Here is a 20,480-nt window from a genome sequence, read left to right as displayed (position 1 = left end):
TTTTTTGTATCTTTAGTGCCGCTTAGCGAGCGCGATGCAATCGTCGCCGTCCCACACGACGTCGACCATCGTGAAGCCCTTGGCCTCCAGCGCGGCGATGAATGCGTGCGCGTCGCCCGCCCAGCCATGGATCTCGATCGCGATGCGGTCGGCCAGGTCGATCAAGCGGCTGTCGGGGTCGAGGAAGGCGAACTCGCTGCCCTCGATATCGCACTTCAGGAAGTCGATCCGCTCGATCGCGTAGCGCGACAGGAATTCGGCCTCGCTCAGCATCTTGACGTCGCCATAGCGCGACGACGCGCGCATCGATTCCTGCACCTTGGTGATCTTGCCGATGATCGCGCGGCACACGGTTACGCGGTCGCCGAAGCCGTTGAGCGTCGCGGTGCTCTCGAGCGTGTTGGCGAGATCGCTACCCGCCTCGACGGCGATCACGCGCGCGGTCGGGTTGGCGGCGAGCGCCAGCATCGTGAAATTGCCGATATTCGAGCCAAGATCGACGATCAGAGCGTCGTCTGGGAGGGTGAGAATGTCGGTGCCGCGTGTGTAGCAGTCGCGCACCCAGATTTCGCGCATGCCGCTGAACGATCCCCTGCCGGCCAATTTGGCACTGCCGAGGCGGTGCCGGACGGCGAACGGCCCTTCGCCCATTCGCGCGTCGGCGGGGAGGAGGTTGCGCGTCTTCAACACTCGCGGCGCCGCGACCATTACCGCGCCGAGCCAGCGCAGCGTTGTGCCGGGCCCACACACGGTCGCGATCCCCCGGGCGTCGCGAAACAGCTTTGAAATCTGGGACATCGCCCCCCTCATGGAAAACAGCGCGGCGCTAATGCACGGTGCTGCCAGACATGGCAACCGCGCGTCCCTGGCCGCGGCGCCGCCTAGTCGAGCAGCTGGTTCGGCAATGCCCACGGGATCCGCTGGACATCGGCTACCTGACGTGCCCATGCCAGCACGCGCTCGATTTCGACGCGATGCACCTCGGCGGCCAGTCGCAATTCCTCAGAGCGACGTTCGGCGTCGAATGCCTCGCCGGTTTTCGAATGACGCGCGAGCGTCGGGTCGGCGGCGATCGCGGCGGCGTCGAGGTTGAGGCCGAAATGCGTGCCGATCGCGGTGAGTGTCGCTTCGGGTCGAGCGATCGCGGCCTCGCTGTCCGCCGCGACGACGCGCTTGCCGAAACGCACACCGGCATCGCCCATCATGCGATGCAGGATCAGCCAGCCGTCGGCGGCGATCTGCAGGTCGGTATGCTCGAAAATTTCCTCGTCACTGAAGCCGATATCGGTGAGGCCGGCGGTTCGCAGCGTCGCGAACAGCTTGCGTCCCCAAATTCGCCCTTCCAGCCCCTTGCGCGCGATCGATGCGAGATAGAGCGGCAGCGGTGCATGCAGGCACAGCGCCTTGGAGGTCGGACGCCGCGCGAGAATCTGCGAGCCAAGCGCATTGCCGATACTGTTCATCTTGACGATGACCGCTTCGCCCGGCGAGAACGGGCGTGCGAACAGCGATAGAATGTCGTCGATCAGCGCGTCCGTTTGTTGCGGCGTTGCGCCGGCGAGGCGGTACCTGACGATATCGCTCAGAATCGGCGGCTCGCTCAATGTCATCGCGACGTCTTCGAGGTCCAGAGCATGAGTCAGCTGGGTCGAGCCGGTGAGGCCCGAATGCATGATCAGGTGGAGCGGTGCCTGCGCGGACGGCAAGTGCTCCGCGATCAACCGCCGCGGCACCGCGTGGCGGGGCATTGCTTGCGCGACCTCGGGCCGAGTCAAGAAAGCGAGCTCGCGGTGCGTCTTGCGCGGCAGCCAGACGAAATGCACCTCGTCCCGGCTCCGATCATAGCGATAGGGGAGCCAGCGAGCGTCGGCCATGATCGCCGGAATGTCGGGAGCGTTCGCCACGGAATGACTCTTGTCGCGCCCTTCCGTACACGTCCAGTCCGGCAAAGCGCGAAAGACGCCATTATGCTTGGCAGCGCGGCATGGCCTCTCTAAGGTCCGCGCTCCTCACCCGGCCGCTGGACCCATGACCTTTCATTCGTATAACCGCATCCTCCTGAAGCTCTCGGGCGAAGTCCTGATGGGCGCCAGTGAGAATGGTGGCGGACTGGCGATCGATCCTACGGTCACCGCGCGTGTCGCGGGTGAGATCAAGGACGCGCGCGATGCCGGGCATGAGCTGTGCGTGGTGGTCGGCGGCGGCAACATCTTTCGCGGGATGGCGGGCGCGGCGCGGGGCATGGATCGCGCGACCGGCGACTATATGGGGATGCTGGCGACGGTCATGAACGCACTCGCGGTGCAAAACGCGCTCGAGCAGCTTGGCGTCGAGACGCGCGTCCAGTCGGCAATCCCGATGGCCAGCGTGTGCGAACCGTTCATCCGCCGCCGCGCGATGCGGCACCTCGAAAAGGGGCGTGTGGTGATCTTCGCGGCGGGCGTCGGCTCGCCATTCTTCACCACCGACAGCGGCGCCGCACTGCGCGCTGCCGAGATGAAGTGCGATGCGCTGCTCAAGGGCACGTCGGTCGACGGCGTCTACGATTCGGACCCGAAGACGAATCCGTCGGCAAAACGATACGAAACCGTAAGTTACGATACGGTGCTAGCGGACAATCTGAAGGTGATGGACGCGAGCGCGATCGCGCTATGCCGCGACAACGACATTCCGATCGTGGTGTTCAACATCCGCGAACCGGGAAACCTTGCCTCGGTATTGCGCGGTGAGGGCGTCTCGACCGTGGTACAGAAATAGACAGGGAGAGCTGCGATGGCCGCTTATGACAAGGCCGACCTCGAACGCCGCATGGCGGGAAGCGTCGAGGCGCTGAAGCACGATCTCGGCGGCCTGCGCACCGGCCGTGCCTCGACCGCGTTGCTCGATCCGGTGACGGTGGAGGTCTATGGATCGCATATGCCGCTCAACCAGGTCGCGACGGTCTCGGCGCCCGAGCCGCGCATGCTGTCGGTGCAGGTTTGGGACAAGTCGAACATCGGCCCGGTCGAAAAGGCGATCCGCTCGGCCGGGCTCGGGCTCAACCCGATCAACGACGGCAACACGCTGCGGCTGCCGATCCCCGATCTGACCGAGGAACGCCGCAAGGAGCTCGCCAAGCTCGCCGGGCAATATGCCGAAAAGGCGCGCATCGCCGCGCGCAACGTCCGCCGCGACGGGATGGACAGCCTCAAGACCGACGAGAAGAAGGGCATCTATTCCGAAGACGAGCGCAAGCGCCACGAGACCGAGGTGCAGAAGCTGACCGACGGGACGATCGCCGACATCGACGCGGCGGCCGCGGCGAAGGAAAAGGAAATCCTCGGCCAGTGAGCGTTTCGCGCTCTTCTCCCCTCCCGCTTCCGGGAGGGGCAGGGGGAGGGCCTGTCACCGGTCGGGCCGATGCTGACACGCCCTCCCCTAACCCCTCTCGCAAGCGGGAGGGGGACGAGGTCGCGCTCCCCCGCCACGTCGCGATCATCATGGACGGCAACGGGCGATGGGCCAAGAAGCGCCATTTGCCGCGCATCGCCGGGCACAGGATGGGGGTCGAAGCGGTCCGCAAGGTCACCCGCGCCGCGCGCGCGATGGGGATCGAGGCGCTGACGCTCTACGCGTTTTCGTCGGAGAATTGGCGGCGCCCGGAAGAGGAAGTCGGCGACCTGATGGGGTTGTTGCGGCTGTTCATCAAAAGCGACCTCGCCGAACTGGTCAGCGAGAATGTGCGGTTGCGCGTGATCGGCGATTACCGGCGCTTCTCGCCCGACACCGTCGCGCTGATCGACGATGCGATGGCGCGGACCGCGAGCAACACCGGCCCGCTGCTGGTGATAGCGCTCAATTACGGGTCGCAGGCAGAGCTGGCGAGCGCCGCGCAGGAGCTGGCGCGTCGCGCGCGCGACGGCGAGATGGCGATCGATGCGATCGATGCCGACGCGATCGAAAACCTGCTGGAAACGCGCGACTTGCCGCCGCTCGATTTGCTGATCCGCACGTCGGGCGAGCAACGTCTGTCGAATTTCCTGCTGTGGCAGGCGGCCTATGCCGAGTTGCTGTTCGTCGACACGTTATGGCCCGATTTCGACGCAGCGACGTTGAGCGAAGCGGTCGCCGCTTTCGGGCGACGGCAACGCCGCTTCGGAGGTTTGTGAGTAGCCCTTCGACCAAGAAGCCGCCCGAACTGGTGACCCGGATCGTGACCGCGGCGGCGCTGATCGCGGTAGCTTTGGTCGCGATCCTGCTCGGCGGGATCGTGTTCTGGGTCGTCGTCGTCGCGCTCGGCATGCTGATGATGGCGGAGTGGGTCGACCTGGTCGGCGCGCGTGCGCAGCCCAAGCGGCTGGCGCTCTACGCGCTGGTCGTGCCGCTCGCGATCATGGCGCCGTTGCTTGGAGCGGGGCCGGGGTTCCTCGCGCTTGGATTGATCGGCGGCGCATTCTTCTTCGTCGGGGCGACGACCCGATCGGGGTGGCTCGCCGGCGGGATCGTCTATGTCGCGGTGCCGGTGCTCGCGCTGCTGCTGATCCGGCAGCAGAAGGATATCGGGCTGCTCTATACGATCTGGACGCTGGCGCTGGTGTGGATGTGCGACATCGGCGCCTATTTCGCCGGACGGCTGATCGGCGGACCGAAGCTGGCGCCGGTGGTCAGCCCCAACAAGACCTGGGCCGGGCTGTTCGGCGGGATGGTCGCGGCGACCCTGTTCGCGGTGGCGCTGCATTATTGGGCCGGGCTGGGCAAGGCGGCGGTGCTCGCGACGCCATTGCTCGCGGTGCTGGCGCAATGCGGCGATCTGTTCGAAAGCTGGCTCAAGCGCCGCGCGGGGATGAAGGACAGCGGGACGTTGTTTCCCGGCCATGGCGGCGCGCTCGACCGGCTCGACGGGCTGGTTCCGGTTGCGCCGGCCGCGGCGTTGCTGGTCGTCGTGCTGCCCAAGCTCTACGCACTGCTGCCGTGAAAACCGTCACCATTCTGGGCGCGACCGGATCGGTCGGCACCTCGACGCTCGACCTGATCGAGCGCGCGCCCGACGCGTTCCGGATCAAGGCGCTGACCGCCAACGCCGATGTCGAGGGGCTCGCGGCGGCGGCGAAGCGGACAAACGCCGAACTGGCGGTGGTGGCGGATGAGAGCTGTTTGCCCGCGCTCGAGGCGGCGTTGAGCGGGACGGGGATCGCGACCGCCGGCGGCGCCGCTGCGGTGTGCGATGCCGCGCGGCAGGATGCCGACCTGACGATGGCGGCGATCGTCGGCTGCGCCGGGCTCGGCCCGGTGATGGCGGCGGTCGAGCAAGGCGGCACTGTGGTGCTGGCCAACAAGGAGCCGCTGGTTTCGGCGGGCGAGGTCATCCTCGCCGCCGCCGCGCGGACCGGCGCGATGTTGCTTCCCGCCGATTCGGAGCACAATGCGATCTTCCAGTGCTTCGAGCCGGGTCAGGCCCGACATGTTCGCCGAGTCGTGCTGACCGCGAGCGGCGGGCCGTTCCGCGACTGGAGCCTCGACGCGATGCGTCGCGCGACTCCCGAGCAAGCGGTCGCGCATCCGAATTGGTCGATGGGCGCCAAGATCTCGGTCGATTCGGCGACGCTGATGAACAAGGGACTCGAGTTGATTGAGGCGGCGCGGCTGTTCCCGATCGATCCGGACAAGATCGAGATCATCATCCACCGCCAGTCGGTGATCCATTCGATGGTCGAATATGCCGACGGATCGACGCTGGCGCAGCTCGGCCCGCCCGACATGCGCGTGCCGATCGCGCACTGCCTCGCTTGGCCCGACCGCATGGAAACACCGATGGCGCCGCTCGATCTGCTCGCGATTGGGCGACTGGACTTCGAGGCGCCCGACCCGGCGCGCTTTCCCGCTTTGGGACTTGCGCGGCGCGCGCTCGACGCCGGCGGCGCGCGGCCGGCGATCCTCAACGCGGCCAACGAAGTCGCGGTCGCGGCGTTTCTCGACCGCCGGATCGGATTCCTCGAAATTGCCGCAATCGTCGCCGATACGCTCGATCGCTACGACCCGCCGGCGCCGCAAACGCTCGACGACGTGTTGGCCATCGATGGCGAAGCGCGTAGCATCGCGGGGGCGCGAGTGAAGGATTGCGTGAATTGATGCACAGCCCCGGCCTCCTAATGACCATCGGTGCGTTCCTGCTGATGCTGGGGCCGCTCGTGTTCTTTCACGAGCTCGGCCACTATTTCGCCGGGCGTTGGTTCGGGATCAAGGCCGACGTTTTCTCGATCGGCTTCGGGCGGGAAATTGCCGGCTGGACCGACAAGCGGGGCACGCGGTGGAAGCTCAGCGTGCTGCCGCTCGGCGGGTACGTTAAATTCGCGGGCGATATGGATGCGTCGAGTCAGGCCGATCCGGCATGGATCGCGCTACCGCCCGAAGAGCGCGCGCGAACCTTTCCGGCCAAGCCGGTGTGGCAGCGCGCGATCGTCGTCGCGGCCGGGCCGATCACCAATTTCGTGCTGGCGTTCCTGATAGCACTAGGGTTCGCGTTGGCTTACGGCCAGGATTTGACCCCGTCGCAGGTGGGCAAAGTGCTGCCCAATAGTGCCGCGGCGGCAGCGGGATTGCAGCCGGGCGATCGCATCACCGCGCTCAACGGCCGCCCGATGGCGACGTTCGAGGACCTAGTGTTCTTCGTCCAGCTCCGCGCCAATCAACCGGTTCATGTCGATTTCGAACGCGCCGGCGTGGCGATGGCGCGCGACACCATGATCAAGACCGACCGCTTCACAGACAAGTTCGGCAACGAGATAAAGATCGGCCTGCTCGGGATCAGCCCGACTGCGCCGATCGTAGCTCCGGTCGGCTTGCTCGAGGCACCGGGTGTCGCGTTGCATCGCATCGGCGCGATCCTGCGCGTCACCAGCGACGGACTCGGCCAGTTAATTACCGGGCAGCGGTCGGTGAAGGACATGCACGGGCCGGTCGGCATGGCCGCGATTTCAGGCGAGCAGCTCAGCATGGGCTGGACCGACTTCATCAGCCTCGTTGCGCTTGTTTCGATTAACTTGGGGTTCATCAACCTCTTGCCAATCCCGATGCTCGATGGAGGACATTTGCTGTTCTACGCGATCGAGGCGGTAAGGCGGCGGCCGGTGACCCCGGCGATCCAGGAATGGGCGTTTCGCGGTGGGCTGGCCGCGATCCTGCTGCTGTTCTTGGTGGTGACGTTCAACGATCTCGGCGCGGTGGGGGTGTGGAAGCATCTCGCCGGGTTGATCGGTTGACGGGGTTAGGGCAGGGCGGGCGCGCCGGTTTGTACGCGACGGCAATTGTCTCCGGCTGGGGTGGAATGTGAACGTAATCAAGGCAACCAAGTTCGGAACGCGCGCCGCCACCGCGCTATTGGCGGGGACGATGCTGTCCGGCGTGCCCCTGGCGGCCGCGCAGATCGCGCCGGCGCCCGCAACTGCGGTACCCCAGACCGCGCCTGCAGCCGCGCCAACCAGCCCGGCGGTGGCGCCGACGCGCGTGATCAAGTCGCTGCGCGTCGAGGGATCGCAGCGCATCGAGCCCGAGACGGTGATGTCGTACACCAAGCTTCGGGTCGGCCAGGCCTATACCAACGAATCGCTCGACCAGGCGCTGCGCGACCTGCTCGCGACCGACCTGTTTGCCGACGTCTCGATTGCCGGCGTCGAGACCGGCGACATCGCGATCCGAGTCCGCGAGAACCCGATCATCAATCGCGTGCTGCTCGAGGGCAACAAGACCCTCAAATCGGACAAGATCACCAAGGAAATCAAGCTCGCGCCGCGGCAGATCTTCACGCGCACCGCCGTCCGTCAGGACGTCGCGCGGATCGTCGAATTGTATCGCCGCCAGGGACGCTTCGCGGCGCGGATCGACCCGAAGATGGTCAGCCTCGACCAGAACCGCGTCGATGTCATATTCGAGATCAACGAGGGGCCGAAGTCCAAGGTCCGCGCGATCAACATCATCGGGAATACCGTCTTTTCCGATTCCAAGCTGCGCGGGCAGATGGTGACCAAGCAGGCGCGCCTGACCACCTTTTTCTCGTCGAACACGTCGTACGATCAGGACCGGCTCGCATATGATCAGCAGAAGCTGCGCCAGTTCTACCTGACGCAAGGCTATGCCGATTTCCGCGTGACCTCGGCGGTCGCCGAGCTGACGCCCGACAAAAAGGACTTCATCATCACGTACGTGGTGGAGGAAGGGCCGCGCTACAAATTCGGCGACGTGACCGTGGACAGCGACATCCGCGATTTCGACAACACGCGGCTGGCGGCGACTTTGCCCGTCAAGAAGGGCGAGTGGTTCGACGCCAAGAAGGTCGAGGATTCGGTTGATTCGCTGAACCAGGCCACCGGGCTGTTCGGCTATGCGTTCACCGACGTCAGCCCCGATTACCAGCGCGACCCGGACACGCTGACGATGTCGGTCAATTTCCACATCGCCGAAGCGAAACGGAGCTATGTCGAGCGGATCGACGTGACCGGCAACCGCAGCACGCAGGACAAGGTGATCCGTCGCGAAATCCGGCTGGCGGAAGGCGACGCGTTCAACAGCTTCCAAGTCAAGCGCAGTCAGGACCGCATCAACAGCCTCGGGTTCTTCCAGGACAAGTTCGAGATCAAGCAGACCCCGGGCTCGGCGCCCGACCGGGTCGTGCTGGAGGCCAATGTCGAGGAGAAGCCGACCGGCGAATTGTCGCTGTCGGCTGGCTATTCGAGCCTCGAGCGCTTTATCATTCAGGCCGGGCTCACCCAGCGCAATTTCCGCGGCAAGGGTCAGGAATTCCGCGCGAACATCGATTATTCGATCTATTCCAAGTCCGCGCAGATCGGCTTCACCGAACCGTATCTGTTCGACAAGAACATCGCGCTCGGCGTCGATCTGTTCCGTCGCGATTACAACTCGTTCAATTATCTCGGCGACCAGCGCCAAACCACTTATTCGCAGGTATCCACGGGCTTCCAGGTCCGGACCGGTGTTCCGCTGACCGAATATCTGTCGTTGTCGGGACGGTACGGGCTAACCTTCGACAATGTCGGGCTCGACCAGGCGACCTATTTCACCGGGGGGGTCTGCGACCCGCTCAAGGCGGGACGCTATCTCTGCGAGGCGATTGGCAAGCGCACCAGTTCCACGATCGGCTATTCGCTGGTCTATGACAGCCTCAACAGCCGGTTGCGGCCGACGGCTGGGCAGCGTCTGGTGCTGAGCCAGGATCTTGCCGGCTTGGGCGGCGATGTGCGCTATATCCGCACCCGGTTCGAAGCGAGCAAATATTGGAACTTCGCCAAGGGCTTCATCTTCTCGATTTCCGCCGAAGGCGGCTATATCGCGAGCCTGGAAAAGAGCCGCGGCGCGGGCATCGACAAGGTGCGCATCACCGACCGCTTCTATCTTGGCGAGCCGCAGATCCGCGGGTTCGACATCCGCGGCGTCGGCCCGCGCGTTCAGCGCATTGCGTACATCAACGACGCCAACGGCAATCAGGTCCTCCAGACCGACAAGAACCAGATCGTCGACGACGCGCTTGGCGGGCGCGCATATTACCTGGTGCGGTTCGAGCTCGAGCCGCCGTTGGGGGCGGGCATTCGTGAACTCGGTCTGCGGCCGTCGATCTTCATGGACGTCGGCGCGGTGTTCGGTGTGACCCGACCGTTGCCCACGGCCACTTTTCCGACACATGTCGACCCGACCACCGGCAAGACGATCGTCGATCCGCTGGTGACGCCGATCACCGACTCGTCGGGTAACGCGCTCTATAGCTACGCCCTCGCCGACGGCACCTTTGGGACGACGACCTGTGCGGCCGGGCTTCCCGATGCCAGCGGCGCCTGCAACGGCGTTTCGCCGAACAACGCGCTGTCCAATACCACGCAACCGTTCCTCGAGCGCTTCGTCGGCGACACGCCGCGTCCCCGCTTGTCGATCGGGTTCGGCGTCAACTGGAATTCGCCGTTCGGGCCGTTGCGCATCGATATCGCGAAAGCGTTGCTCCATTCCAAGGGCGACGACACCAAACTTGTCACTTTCAACGTAGGAACCCAATTCTGATGACCAACAAGAAGCTTATCGGCGCGGCGATCGCCGCCGCCGCCCTCGTCGCGCCGGCCGTCGCGCTGGCGCAAACCGCGCCTTCGGTGCTCGTCGTCGACATCGACCGCGTCGGCAGCGAATGCAATGCGTGCAAGGTCGCAGGCGGCCAGTTCCAGACGATGGTCCAGCAGGCGCAGACTCGCGCGCAGACGCTGCGCACGCAGTTGGAGACCGCCGGTGCGCCGCTCGAGGCTTCGATCAAGGCGCTAAACGGCAAGGCGCCGGATGTCGCGCTACAGGCTCGCGTCACTGCGTTCCAGCAGCAGGAAAACAGCGCCAATGGAGAACTCAACAATACCCAGCAGCGTCTCCAGTCGATCCAGCAGAACATCAATCGCCAGATCCTCGAAAAGCTCGGCCCGATCACGGACGCGCTTCTGAGACAGCGTGGCGCGCTGATCGTCATGGCGCGCAATTCGACGCTGGCGAATGCCGATTCGGTCGATATCACCAACGACGTGCTGGCGCAGATCAACGCTCAGCTGCCGTCGATCAGCGTGACCCCGATGCCGCAGGCGGCCCCCGCGCCAGGTGCGACCGCGCCTGCGCCGACCGTGCCGGCTCCCACACCGACCACGCCGCGTCGCGGCCGGTGAACGACGACGCCGCGGTAGCGACCGACCTCGGCCCGCTTGATATCAAGCGGGTTCTGGCGGCGCTGCCGCACCGTTACCCGATGCTGCTGGTCGACCGGGTCGAATCGTTGATTCCGGACCGGTCGATCACCGCGATCAAGGCGGTGTCGATGAACGAGGAATTCTTCCAGGGGCATTTCCCGGGAAGACCGATCATGCCCGGCGTGCTCCAAGTCGAGGCACTGGCGCAGGCAGCCGGTGTGCTCGCGGTCGAAAGTCTCGGCCTCGCGGGGTCGGGCAAGCTGGTCTATTTCATGTCGATCGACGGCGTGAAATTCCGCAAGCCGGTCGAGCCGGGCGTCCTGCTCCGCCTCGAAGTCGAATTCGTCCAGAAACGCAGCCGCGTGTGCAAGTTCGCCGGCAAAGCGATGCTCGACGGTGAGGTCGCGACCGAATGCGAATTCACCGCGATGATCGCCGACCCACCGAGCGAGTGATGCGCCTGCGGTCGTTGCTGCTGGCGCCGATCGCACTGGTTACGACGGCCGCGGCCGATCCCAACCTCTATTGGTCGATCGCCGACGAGAGCGGCAAGGCGATTGGCTATGGCTACACGGAGACGAGCGGCACCTTGGACGGACTGGTCGTAACCGATTACCGCGAGCTCGCCGTCCACATGCCAGGCAGGGCCGTGCGCCGCGTCACTGATCGGATCACGACCAGACGGGACAATTCCGGCGCCCGCGATATCGCCGAGCAGATCGATGATGATGGCGCATGGACCGACATCCATGCGGTGATCGAGGGGACGGTGGCGGTCGTGACACGCACGACGCGTGCCGGTCGACAGGTTAGACGCCTTGCGTTGCCGCCAAACGTCAGGGTGTTCAACTACGACATGTTCGCGCCGACCCGGTGCGTCGCCGCGACCGCGACGGGCTTTTTACCCCCGATCGCCGATCTCGACCTCGCGGACATGGCGGTCGAGCGAATCGACGACGGTGAGATGCTCGGTTTCGGCGCGGGCGGGATCAGGGTAACGCCGCGCCGACGCTATCGCGGCGACGCACTGCACTCGATCGACCGAATGGGATATGACGGCGACTGTCACCTGGCCGAAGTGGTCAAGTCGGCCTTCGGCATGACCGTGCGGCTCAAGCCGACGACCACCCGGCCGCGACCGATTGGCTGATCGTCGCGACCGGCACGGGCCTGCGCTTGCACTCCGCGGCCCCCTCTGTTAGGCGCGCGCCCTTCGCTGCCGGTCGGAAACCGGCGGCTTTGTCCAAGGAATTAATCGTGAAAGCCGATACGCACCCCGACTACCACATGATCAAGGTCCAGATGACCGACGGTACCGTGTACGAAACTCGCTCTACCTGGGGCAAGGAAGGCGACACGATGACGCTCGAGATCGACCCGCTGTCGCATCCGGCCTGGACCGGCGGCCGTGGCCAGATGCTCGATGCGGGTGGCCAGGTGGCGCGCTTCAACAAGCGGTTCGGCGGGCTCAATCTCACCAAGAAGTAAGCGCGAAGCGCACATCTTCGACGCCGCGTTCCGCACCCCGGAGCGCGGCGTTTCTACGCGAGCTTAACGCGGCGTTAGGCATCTGCCGCCTAGCATTTCCGCGATGGAACCGCAGCAAACCGACATCCGCGCCGAATACGAACCCGCCGTGATCGGCCGCCGCAAGAGCGTGCGTGCGCCGGTGTCGCTCGACGCCAAGCTCGGCCGCGGCGGGCTCGACCGCACGTCGTGCCGCGTGACCGATTTGTCGCGCGAAGGTGCGCGGATCAGCTCGTATTCGGCGCTGAAGAAGGATTCGGTGATCTGGCTGACGTTGCCGGGGGTAGGGCAGGTTGCCGCGACCGTGCGGTGGGCGGACGATTTCCAGGCAGGCTGCCAGTTCAACGAGGCGATCGGCGAGGCGCAGTTCGAGGCGCTGTTGGAGGCCGGACGACACTGACGACAGCCAAAGCGGCGTCCGTCGAACCGAAAATCAATTTTTACCGCCGTCCCGCGCTCGACCGGTTCAGGTCCGCCGGCGTGAAACGCGTCTGCTCCGCGGACGCGGCGCCGGGTTGCGTGGTGGGCGTCGCCGCAGACACGCTGCGCCCAGGCTCCTTTGCCCGTTGTACCGGGCCGAGCGCGCGCAGATCGAACGGACGATCGAAGCGGACGCCGACCTTGCCGTTTCGCGACCAGCGCACGTCGGCGCCGAGCACCGCGCAATCGAGAATGTCGAGCTGGATCTGCGCGCCGTCGGGCAACTCCCGGCTCGATTCGAGCAGCGCCCCGCCAATCGCGATGTTGCGGATGCGCACCGGGAAGGTCATCCCGTTCCATTGGGCGTTGGCGGTGCGGATCAAGCTGTAGCGCGGCGCACGGGCGTTTTCGAAGCCCTTCGCGGCGACCGCCTCGACCGAGCAGGCAAGCGCGCGCGCTTCCTCGACCTCCATCGGCTTGCCGAAGATATAGCCCTGCACCTGCGAACAGCCGAGCTGGCGGATCAGCCGGAGGTCGTCGTGCGTCTCTACGCCTTCGGCGGTGGTGTCCATCTTGAGACTTTGCGCCAGCGAGATGATCGAGCGCAGGATCGCCTCGCTGGTGCTGCCGGTGGCGGCGGCGCCGCGAACGAAGCTCTGGTCGATCTTGATCTTGTTGAGCGGCGCGCGCTTGAGGTAGCCGAGGCTCGAATACCCGGTCCCGAAATCGTCGAGTGCCAGACGCACGCCCGCCGCCTTGAGCCTGCGGAAGGTTTCGTCGACATTGGCTTCTTCGGACAGAAACACGCCTTCGGTGATCTCGAGCTCGAGCCGCTCGGGCTCGAGTTCGGCGGCCGCGAGCGCGCTCATCACCGTTGCGACCAGGCCGGGGCTGGCGAACTGGATCGGCGAGATGTTCACGGCCATGCGGATCTGCGACGGCCATTTCGCGGCTTCCATGCACGCGGTCCGGACCACCCATTCACCGATCGCGATGATCAGCCCGCATTCCTCGGCCAGCGAAATGAACTGCTCGGTCGGGATCGCCTGGCCGTTGGATCGCACCCACCGGACCAAAGCCTCGAACCCGACCACTTCCTCGGTGACGGTGTTCACGACCGGCTGGTAGAGCAATTTGAGCTCGCCACGCTCGATCGCGACGCGCAGATCGCGCTCGAGTCCCTGCCGCTCCTGCGCGTCGCTGTGCATGTCGGGGGAGAACAGCTTGAACGTGCCGCGCCCGTCATCCTTTGCCGCGTAAAGCGCGAGGTCGGCGTCGCGGATCAGCGCGTCGGCGCATTGATATTGGCTGCGCGCGATCGAGATGCCGACCGACGCACCGATCGAGATGGTGTGGCCGTCGATCTGATAGGGCTGCGAGACTTGCTCGATCAGCCGCTTCGCCAGCGTGCCGAGATATTGTTCCGAATCGATCGCGGGGAAGATCGCCTGGAATTCGTCGCCGCCGAGCCGGCCGACCTGACCGTCCTTGCCGACGACGGACGTAAGCCGCCCCGCGACTTGCTTGAGCAGCGAATCGCCGACCGGATGACCCAGCGTATCGTTGACGTTCTTGAAGCGATCGAGATCGATCAGATAGAGCGCGCAGCCCTTCTTCTGCTTCTCGATGCCGTTCAGCGCATCCTCGAGCGTCGTGCGCATCAACGTGCGATTGGGAAGGCCGGTGAGCGCGTCATACCGCGCGAGCCGATTGATCTCGGCTTCCGCGAGCCGCTGCTCGGTCAAATCGGTTCCGATCCCGCTGAACCCGAGGAATCGGCCATAATCGTCGAAATGCGCGGTTCCCGACAGCGACCACCAGATGTCGTCCTGCGCTTTCGCCTTCACCGTCGCATCGGCGAAGGGCACGCGCGCCGAGAGATAGAACCCGAGCGTGCACTCGCTGTCGGCGGCGCGGCTGCCCGCATCGACCCCGAGCAGATCGACGAACTGCGTGCCGATCAGGTCGCTGGCATTGCTCTTCAAATCGTCGGCAAGTTGAGTCGAAACGTAGGTCAGCGCGCCGTTCGCGTCGGTCTCCCAGAACCAGCCGCGGCCGCTCTGCTCGAATTCGGCGACGAAGCGCGCGGCCTTCTGCGCCTGGTATTCGTTGGCGAGCTGGCGCCCGGCGGCGATGAGCGCGCCGCGGGCACTGAAGATGCTTGCGCCAAGCAAGCACCCGCCGAAAGCTGCGAGCAGGCCGAGGATCTGCGGATTGGGAGAAAACAGCAGGAAAGACGCGACCGCCGCCGCGTAGCTGATCAACAACAGGCTCGGCACCGATACGAACGCTGCGACGGTAAGGCAGAACGCGCCGAGCAACGATGCGCTGATGATGGGCGGGACGGCGTCCGCGCCCGCCGGAAGGCCGTACGCGATGACCATGCCCCACAACGCCCCGATCGATACCGTGAACGCGCCCCACAGCCGGACGACCTGATGCGGGCGCATTTGCTTGGTACGGCGGCGGTTGAGCAGGGTGGACAGGGCCGCGAGGACGACGACGCCGAGCAACGGCAGCGTTACCGCCAGCGGGTTGTCGCTCCCCGACCGAAACGCATGGATGGCCAGGACGATCGCGCAGATGAGGTGCGATGCGAGCAGGTAGGGACCCGTGTTGGAAAGCCCGCGGATGCGTTCGTTGGCGATGCGCTCGTCGTCGGGCTGTCGCGCCGGACGCAGGTCGAACAGGAAAACGTCGACATAGTTCAGGTCGCGCACGCCCGCGGCGGGCTCACTGATCGCCGCGAATCGACTCTTGCGCATGGTTATGTTGCCCAACCGGACCCCGACATATTCCGGATCCGGACTATCCCCACAGGCACGCGTAGCATCGCGCTCTTAAAGCCGAGTAAAGCGGCTCGCCGTGCGCCGCGGCAAAGCCACGTCGTCGAACGCCGCTCTGCGGCGCCGGCCGTGCTGGCGCGACGTGGATTTAGCTTCCCTAAATCTTCGCGCGCTGCGCGGTGGCGGAGAGGGTGGGATTCGAACCCACGGTGGGCTTCCACCCACGGCGGTTTTCAAGACCGCTGCCTTAAACCACTCGGCCACCTCTCCTCGGCGTCGCGCTTTGGGGAAGGGCGGCGATTTGTGCAAGTCGTGCGACGACTGGGGATTCACGGCGGCGCTCGACTGTGGCACGGTCGCACGATGCGAGTTCGGGGCGTAATCGGTGGGATGGTGGCGGCGATGATGCTGACCGCCGCGACGTGGCTGTCATCGAGCGCGGCGAACGCGCAGGACGAGGTCGGATTCCAATCCTATCTTCAGCAGGTCCGCGCTCGGGCGATCGCCAAAGGCGTGCGGCCGGGGACGGCGGATCAGGTGCTCGCCGGCTTGACCTTCAACCCGCGCGTCGTCGAACTCGATCACGGCCAGCCTGGCGGCAATCCCGCTAATCCAACCGACAGCGCCGGCCCACCGTTCGCGCCATATCTGCGCAGGCATGTCGATTCGGCGAGAATCTCGATGGGGCGCACCAAGTATCTCGCCGAGCGCCGCCATCTCGCGCGGATCGAAGCCGAGACCGGCGTTCCCGAATCGATCATGGTCGCGATCTGGGGGCATGAGACGAGCTACGGCCGCGTGATGGGCAATTTCGACTTGCCGCGTGCAATCGCGACGCTCGCCTATGACGGGCGCCGCCGCGATCTTTTCGAGGGCGAGCTGATCGCGATGATGAAGATGGTCGACCGCGGCGTGGCACGGAGCCAATTGGTCGGCAGCTGGGCGGGGGCGATGGGCGGGCCGCAATTCCTGCCCTCAGTCTATTTGCGCCTCGCGCGCGACGGCGATGGCGACGGCCGCGCGGACATCTGGAACAGCGATGCCGATACCTTAGCGTCGATCGGCAATTATTTCTATAACGCCGGATGGCGGCGCGGCCAGCCGTGGGGGATCGCGGTGGCGGTGCCAGCCGGGTTCGATCGCGAATCGATGGCGACCAAGCTGATCTCGCCGCGCTGCCCCCGTGTGTTCGCGCGGCAGAGCGTGTGGCGGAGCATGGGGGAATGGCGCGCGATGGGTTTCGCCTCGCTCGACAAGCCGTGGCCCGCCGATACCGTCCAGGCCGCGCTGATCGAGCCCGACGGGCCGGGGCAGACCGCCTACTTGCTGACCGGAAATTACCGAGTCATTCTCGATTACAATTGCTCCAATTTTTATGCGTTAAGCGTGGGGTTGCTGGCGGATGCGGTTGAACAATAAGGCGATCGCCTTGGTGGTCGGCATGTGCGTGATGGGAAGCGCGGCGGCGCAGGATCGCCCGTCCGATCCAGCAGCGGGGGGCCCACCGCCGAGCAATGCGCCGAGCGGGACATCGGATCGATCGCCCGATCGGTACGACCAGGTCGGCTATGCGAGTGGCGAGGCGGGGGGCAATTCGTCGGGCTTCACCGTCACGCACCGCACCTTGCCGCTCGGATCGTTCGTCGAGGTGACGTCACTCGATACCGGGCGGACGATATTGGTGACGGTCACCGATCGTGGACCCACGCAGGACGGGTTGCTGATCGGCTTGTCGCCCGCTGCGGCCAAGGCGCTGGGGCTCGACAGCCGCGTTGCGGTCCGGGTGCGCCGTGTGACGCCGACGCCGGCGGACCAGAATGCGTTGAGGAACGGGCAACAGGCATCCGATCGGCTCGATACGCCGCCGGCACTGCTCACCGGACTGCGCGCTCAGCTTTCGGGGCAGCCAAGTGTCGCGAACCCGCCTCAGATCGCGGTGGCGACTAGCCCGGTCACTCGGCCACCCCGCGCCTTATTGTCGCCGAAGTCGCCACCTGCCTCCCCGCCACCGGCCAGCGCACCAGCCATCACCGGTCATTATTTTGTCCAGATCGCTGCGTTCGGCAGCAAGGATCGCGCGACTGCGGTCGCCAAAGGCGTGGGCGGCACCGCATCGCCGTTCAAGTCGCTGTGGCGCGTGCGAACCGGACCGTTCGCGGATGCCAAAAAGGCGGCGCAAGCGCGTGACGCCGCCGCCGCGCGCGGCTATGGCGATGCTCGTGTCGTCCGCGAGGACTGAAGTACCCCCAAGTTACGGATCGCGTTACCCCATGAAAAAGATCATCGCTTTCGCCGCCGCGCTCGCGCTCGCCGTACCTGCCTTCGCCATGCCCGAATTCCAGACGCCCGCGCCAGTCGCCTACATGGTCGATCTGTCGTCGAACGCGGTGCTCTATTCGAAGGACGCCGATCGCCGCATGCCGCCGGCCTCGCTGGCCAAGATGATGACGGTCTATGTCGTGTTCGACATGATCAAGCACGGCCAATTGAGCGCCGACAAGCAATTCACGGTGCGCCCGGAAACCTGGACCAAATGGCACGGCCAAGGATCGACGATGTTTCTGTCGGTCAACGAGAACGTCAGCGTCGACAATTTGCTCAAGGGCATCGTGACGCTGTCGGGCAACGACGCCTGCGTGGTGATCGCTGAGGGGATTTCGGGGACGGAGCAGGCGTTCACCGACCGGATGAACGACGAGGCGAAGAAGCTCGGTCTGACCAACAGCCATTTCGGAACGTCGAACGGCTGGCCCGACAATGGCGTTACCTACGTCTCGGCGCGCGACATGGAGAAGCTGGCGGAAGCGACGATCCGTAACTTCCCCGATCTCTACAAACGCTATTACGCCCTGCCGAACTTCACCTGGGGCAAGACGTTGGGCAAGGGCGAAGCGATCGACCAGGCCAATCGCGATCCGCTGCTCGGTAATGTCGCCGGTGCCGACGGGCTCAAGACCGGGCATACCGACGAGGCCGGTTATAGCTTCGTCGGATCGGCGATGCAAAACGGACGCCGCTTGATCCTGGTGATCGCCGGGCTCGACAGCTTCAATCATCGCAAGGAAGAATCGATCAAGTTCATGAACTGGGGCTTCGGGGCGTGGAGCGCCAAGCCGATCGTTTCCAAGGGCAAGCAAGTCGCGACCGCCGACGTCCAGCTCGGATCGTCGAGCACGGTGGGGCTGGTCGCCGCCGACAATCTGGCGGTGACGGTGCCGTCGGGCAGCAATCCCAACATGACCGCAAGCGTCGTCTATGACGGTCCGCTCAAGGCGCCGATCAAGGCGGGCGACCATGTCGCCGACCTGATCGTCAAGACGCCGGGCATGGCCGATCAGCGCTTCCCGCTGGTCGCCGACAAGGATGTCGGCCAGGCCGGTTTCTTCGGCCGCGCCTGGGCGGGCTTGATGCAGCTGTTCGGCTGAGCATGACTCGCGGCCGCTTCCTGTCGATCGAGGGCGGAGAGGGCGCGGGGAAGTCGACTCAGGTACGCCGCCTGGCGGAGACGTTGCGCGCGCGTGGCGTCGAGGTGATCACCACGCGCGAGCCGGGCGGCAGCGACGGCGCGGAGGCGATCCGCGAGCTGCTGATGACGGGGGCGGTGGGCCGGTGGAGCGCGCATACCGAAGCATTGCTGTTCGCGGCAGCCCGCGCGGATCACGTCGAAAAGGTAATCCAGCCGGCGATCGGCGTCGGTACCTGGGTGATTTCGGACCGCTATGTCGATTCGTCGCGCGCGTATCAGGGGGTGGCCGGCGGGATCGACGACGCGGCGGTGATGGCGCTGCACGGCTTCGGATCGCGCGGGTTGCTGCCCGATCGCACTTTGGTGCTCGAAGTGCCGCCGGAGATCGGCGCCGGCCGCGCTTCGGTACGCGACGGTGCGGCGGCGGATCGCTTCGCGGCGCGCGAGCGAACGTTCCATGACGACGTCGCAAGCGCGTTCCGGCGCTTCGCCACGGCCGAACCGGAACGCGTACGGCTGATCGACGCGAGTGCCGCTGCCGACGCCGTGGCGGAAGCGGTGCTGGTCGAGATCGCCGACCTGCTGCCATGACGTCACTCTACGGTAATGCACTGGCACGACAGGCGTTTTCGGCCGCTCTCGAAGGTGGCTCGTTGCACCATGCCTGGTTGTTCGCGGGGCCGGAGGGGGTCGGCAAGGCCAGCTTCGCCATGCGAGCGGCGCGCCGGATTCTTGCCGGCGCTGGTCAACCCGATGACTTTTCCATCCGGGAAAACGACCGCACGCAGCATTTGATCGACGCCGGATCGCATCCCGACTTCAAGAAGCTCGAACGCTTGCCCAAGGACGAGAAAAAGCCCGACCAGGGTCTCGCGCGCAGCATCACCGTTGCGCAGGTGCGCGCGCTCGAACATTTCCTGGGGGTCAAGCCGACCTATTCGGATCGGCGAGTCGTCGTGATCGATTCGGCCGACGACCTTGAGCGCAACGGCGCCAATGCGTTGCTCAAGAACCTGGAAGAGCCTCCCGCGGGGACCGTGTTCCTGCTGGTCAGCCACGCACCGGGGCGATTGCTGCCGACGATCCGGTCGCGATGCCGTCTGTTGCGGTTCGAAGCGCTCGACGATGCCGATATGCGCGCGGCGCTCACGGATGCCGGCGCCGCGGCGAGCGAGATCGACGAGCTGGTGCGCGTGGGGCAGGGGTCGCCCGCGCAGGCGCTGGCGATGGCGGGGCTCGACATCGGCGGGCTCGACAAAGCGCTGACGACGTTGGCCGAGGGCGATCCCACCAACGCGGTGCGCGCGCAACTTGCCAGCTCGCTCGCGCTCAAGGCAGCGCAACCGCGCTACGAGGCGTTTCTCGACCGCGCCCCGCGCTTTATCGCCGACCATGCACGGACGCGGAGCGGCGAGGCATTGCGCTCCGCACTCGACGCCTATGACGCCGCGCGCAATCTCGCCGCGAGCGCGCTCGGCCTGTCGCTCGACGCACAGGGAACGGTGTTCGAAATGGGCGGGATCGTCGCCTCGCTGGCGAACCGCCGCTGAGCCTTCAAACCCCCGCCGCGATGTTCTAGGG

The 20,480-nt window shown here is 65.6% G+C and carries 20 protein-coding genes and 1 tRNA gene; 17 read left to right on the top strand and 4 right to left on the bottom strand.

The features are described 5' to 3' along the window. Window positions 1–12: 12 nt before the first annotated feature. Together VH326_RS04475 and VH326_RS04470 are read right to left on the bottom strand one after the other, a co-directional pair. Window positions 13–798, bottom strand: a complete 786-nt coding sequence (locus tag VH326_RS04475) for an FkbM family methyltransferase (protein WP_329630588.1) — start codon at window positions 796–798, stop codon at window positions 13–15. Window positions 799–881: 83 nt separating this feature from the next. Continuing rightward, the gene (locus tag VH326_RS04470; RefSeq protein WP_329630587.1) at window positions 882–1,904 is read right to left on the bottom strand and encodes a hypothetical protein; all 1,023 of its coding nucleotides are present in this window, start codon (window positions 1,902–1,904) and stop codon (window positions 882–884) included. Window positions 1,905–2,028: 124 nt separating this feature from the next. Between VH326_RS04470 and pyrH the strand changes: the two genes are divergently transcribed. The 12 genes from pyrH to VH326_RS04410 all read left to right on the top strand — a co-directional run bounded on the left by pyrH (window position 2,029) and on the right by VH326_RS04410 (window position 12,627). Then, window positions 2,029–2,757 carry a UMP kinase gene (pyrH, locus tag VH326_RS04465; protein WP_329630586.1) on the top strand — a complete coding sequence of 243 codons (729 nt, stop codon included), beginning with the start codon at window positions 2,029–2,031 and terminating at the stop codon, window positions 2,755–2,757. A 15-nt stretch (window positions 2,758–2,772) separates the two neighbouring features. Then, window positions 2,773–3,330: a ribosome recycling factor gene (gene frr, locus VH326_RS04460; RefSeq protein WP_329630585.1), complete on the top strand. Its 558-nt coding sequence runs from the start codon at window positions 2,773–2,775 to the stop codon at window positions 3,328–3,330. Between the two features lie 149 nt (window positions 3,331–3,479). Further along, window positions 3,480–4,148, top strand: a complete 669-nt coding sequence (uppS, locus tag VH326_RS04455; RefSeq protein WP_414714246.1) for a polyprenyl diphosphate synthase — start codon at window positions 3,480–3,482, stop codon at window positions 4,146–4,148. After that, window positions 4,145–4,954, top strand: a complete 810-nt coding sequence (locus tag VH326_RS04450; protein ID WP_329630584.1) for a phosphatidate cytidylyltransferase — start codon at window positions 4,145–4,147, stop codon at window positions 4,952–4,954. The genes uppS and VH326_RS04450 overlap by 4 nt, the downstream gene beginning before the upstream one ends. Then, on the top strand, window positions 4,951–6,108 hold the full coding sequence (locus tag VH326_RS04445; RefSeq protein WP_329630583.1) for a 1-deoxy-D-xylulose-5-phosphate reductoisomerase: 1,158 nt from the start codon (window positions 4,951–4,953) through the stop codon (window positions 6,106–6,108). Before VH326_RS04450 ends, VH326_RS04445 begins: the two co-directional genes overlap by 4 nt. Continuing rightward, entirely contained in the window at window positions 6,105–7,238 is a 1,134-nt protein-coding gene (rseP, locus tag VH326_RS04440; RefSeq protein ID WP_329630582.1) for an RIP metalloprotease RseP, read from the top strand. Before VH326_RS04445 ends, rseP begins: the two co-directional genes overlap by 4 nt. A 130-nt stretch (window positions 7,239–7,368) precedes the next feature. Beyond that, window positions 7,369–10,041: an outer membrane protein assembly factor BamA gene (gene bamA / locus VH326_RS04435; RefSeq protein WP_329630792.1), complete on the top strand. Its 2,673-nt coding sequence runs from the start codon at window positions 7,369–7,371 to the stop codon at window positions 10,039–10,041. After that, window positions 10,041–10,679 (top strand): OmpH family outer membrane protein, encoded by a 639-nt coding sequence (locus VH326_RS04430; RefSeq protein WP_329630581.1) that lies wholly within the window; start codon window positions 10,041–10,043, stop codon window positions 10,677–10,679. The genes bamA and VH326_RS04430 overlap by 1 nt, the downstream gene beginning before the upstream one ends. Continuing rightward, window positions 10,676–11,155: a 3-hydroxyacyl-ACP dehydratase FabZ gene (gene fabZ / locus VH326_RS04425; RefSeq protein WP_329630580.1), complete on the top strand. Its 480-nt coding sequence runs from the start codon at window positions 10,676–10,678 to the stop codon at window positions 11,153–11,155. Before VH326_RS04430 ends, fabZ begins: the two co-directional genes overlap by 4 nt. Next, window positions 11,155–11,850, top strand: a complete 696-nt coding sequence (locus VH326_RS04420) for a hypothetical protein (protein WP_329630579.1) — start codon at window positions 11,155–11,157, stop codon at window positions 11,848–11,850. The genes fabZ and VH326_RS04420 overlap by 1 nt, the downstream gene beginning before the upstream one ends. Window positions 11,851–11,957: 107 nt before the next feature. Continuing rightward, window positions 11,958–12,188 (top strand): 50S ribosomal protein L31, encoded by a 231-nt coding sequence (gene rpmE / locus VH326_RS04415; protein WP_329630578.1) that lies wholly within the window; start codon window positions 11,958–11,960, stop codon window positions 12,186–12,188. Between the two features lie 103 nt (window positions 12,189–12,291). Continuing rightward, a complete protein-coding gene (locus tag VH326_RS04410; RefSeq protein ID WP_329630577.1) occupies window positions 12,292–12,627 on the top strand; it encodes a PilZ domain-containing protein in 336 nt (111 codons plus the stop codon). A gap of 40 nt (window positions 12,628–12,667) precedes the next feature. Here the strand turns inward: VH326_RS04410 and VH326_RS04405 are convergent, their stop codons facing one another. Both VH326_RS04405 and VH326_RS04400 read right to left on the bottom strand, forming a co-directional pair. Beyond that, window positions 12,668–15,412, bottom strand: a complete 2,745-nt coding sequence (locus VH326_RS04405) for a putative bifunctional diguanylate cyclase/phosphodiesterase (RefSeq protein ID WP_329630576.1) — start codon at window positions 15,410–15,412, stop codon at window positions 12,668–12,670. Between the two features lie 201 nt (window positions 15,413–15,613). Further along, window positions 15,614–15,703 (bottom strand) — tRNA-Ser (locus VH326_RS04400). A gap of 93 nt (window positions 15,704–15,796) precedes the next feature. On the opposite strand from VH326_RS04400, the gene VH326_RS04395 reads away from it, so the two are divergent. Genes VH326_RS04395 through VH326_RS04375 form a run of 5 tightly spaced genes read left to right on the top strand, consistent with a single transcriptional unit; the run spans window position 15,797 to window position 20,449 of the window. Beyond that, window positions 15,797–16,852, top strand: coding sequence for a lytic murein transglycosylase (locus VH326_RS04395; protein ID WP_414714245.1), 1,056 nt, complete (start codon window positions 15,797–15,799; stop codon window positions 16,850–16,852). Next, window positions 16,836–17,672, top strand: coding sequence for a septal ring lytic transglycosylase RlpA family protein (locus tag VH326_RS04390; protein WP_329630575.1), 837 nt, complete (start codon window positions 16,836–16,838; stop codon window positions 17,670–17,672). The genes VH326_RS04395 and VH326_RS04390 overlap by 17 nt, the downstream gene beginning before the upstream one ends. A 31-nt stretch (window positions 17,673–17,703) precedes the next feature. After that, window positions 17,704–18,858, top strand: coding sequence for a D-alanyl-D-alanine carboxypeptidase family protein (locus tag VH326_RS04385; RefSeq protein ID WP_329630574.1), 1,155 nt, complete (start codon window positions 17,704–17,706; stop codon window positions 18,856–18,858). Between the two features lie 2 nt (window positions 18,859–18,860). Beyond that, complete coding sequence (tmk, locus tag VH326_RS04380) at window positions 18,861–19,490, top strand: dTMP kinase (protein ID WP_329630573.1); 630 nt, start codon at window positions 18,861–18,863, stop codon at window positions 19,488–19,490. Then, on the top strand, window positions 19,487–20,449 hold the full coding sequence (locus VH326_RS04375; RefSeq protein ID WP_329630572.1) for a DNA polymerase III subunit delta': 963 nt from the start codon (window positions 19,487–19,489) through the stop codon (window positions 20,447–20,449). Before tmk ends, VH326_RS04375 begins: the two co-directional genes overlap by 4 nt. Window positions 20,450–20,480: the final 31 nt, after the last annotated feature.

Origin of the sequence: Sphingomonas sp. (genome assembly GCF_036269755.1) — a bacterium.
Taxonomy (GTDB): Bacteria; Pseudomonadota; Alphaproteobacteria; order Sphingomonadales; family Sphingomonadaceae; genus Sphingomonas.
This window is presented reverse-complemented; position numbering and strand designations above follow the sequence as displayed.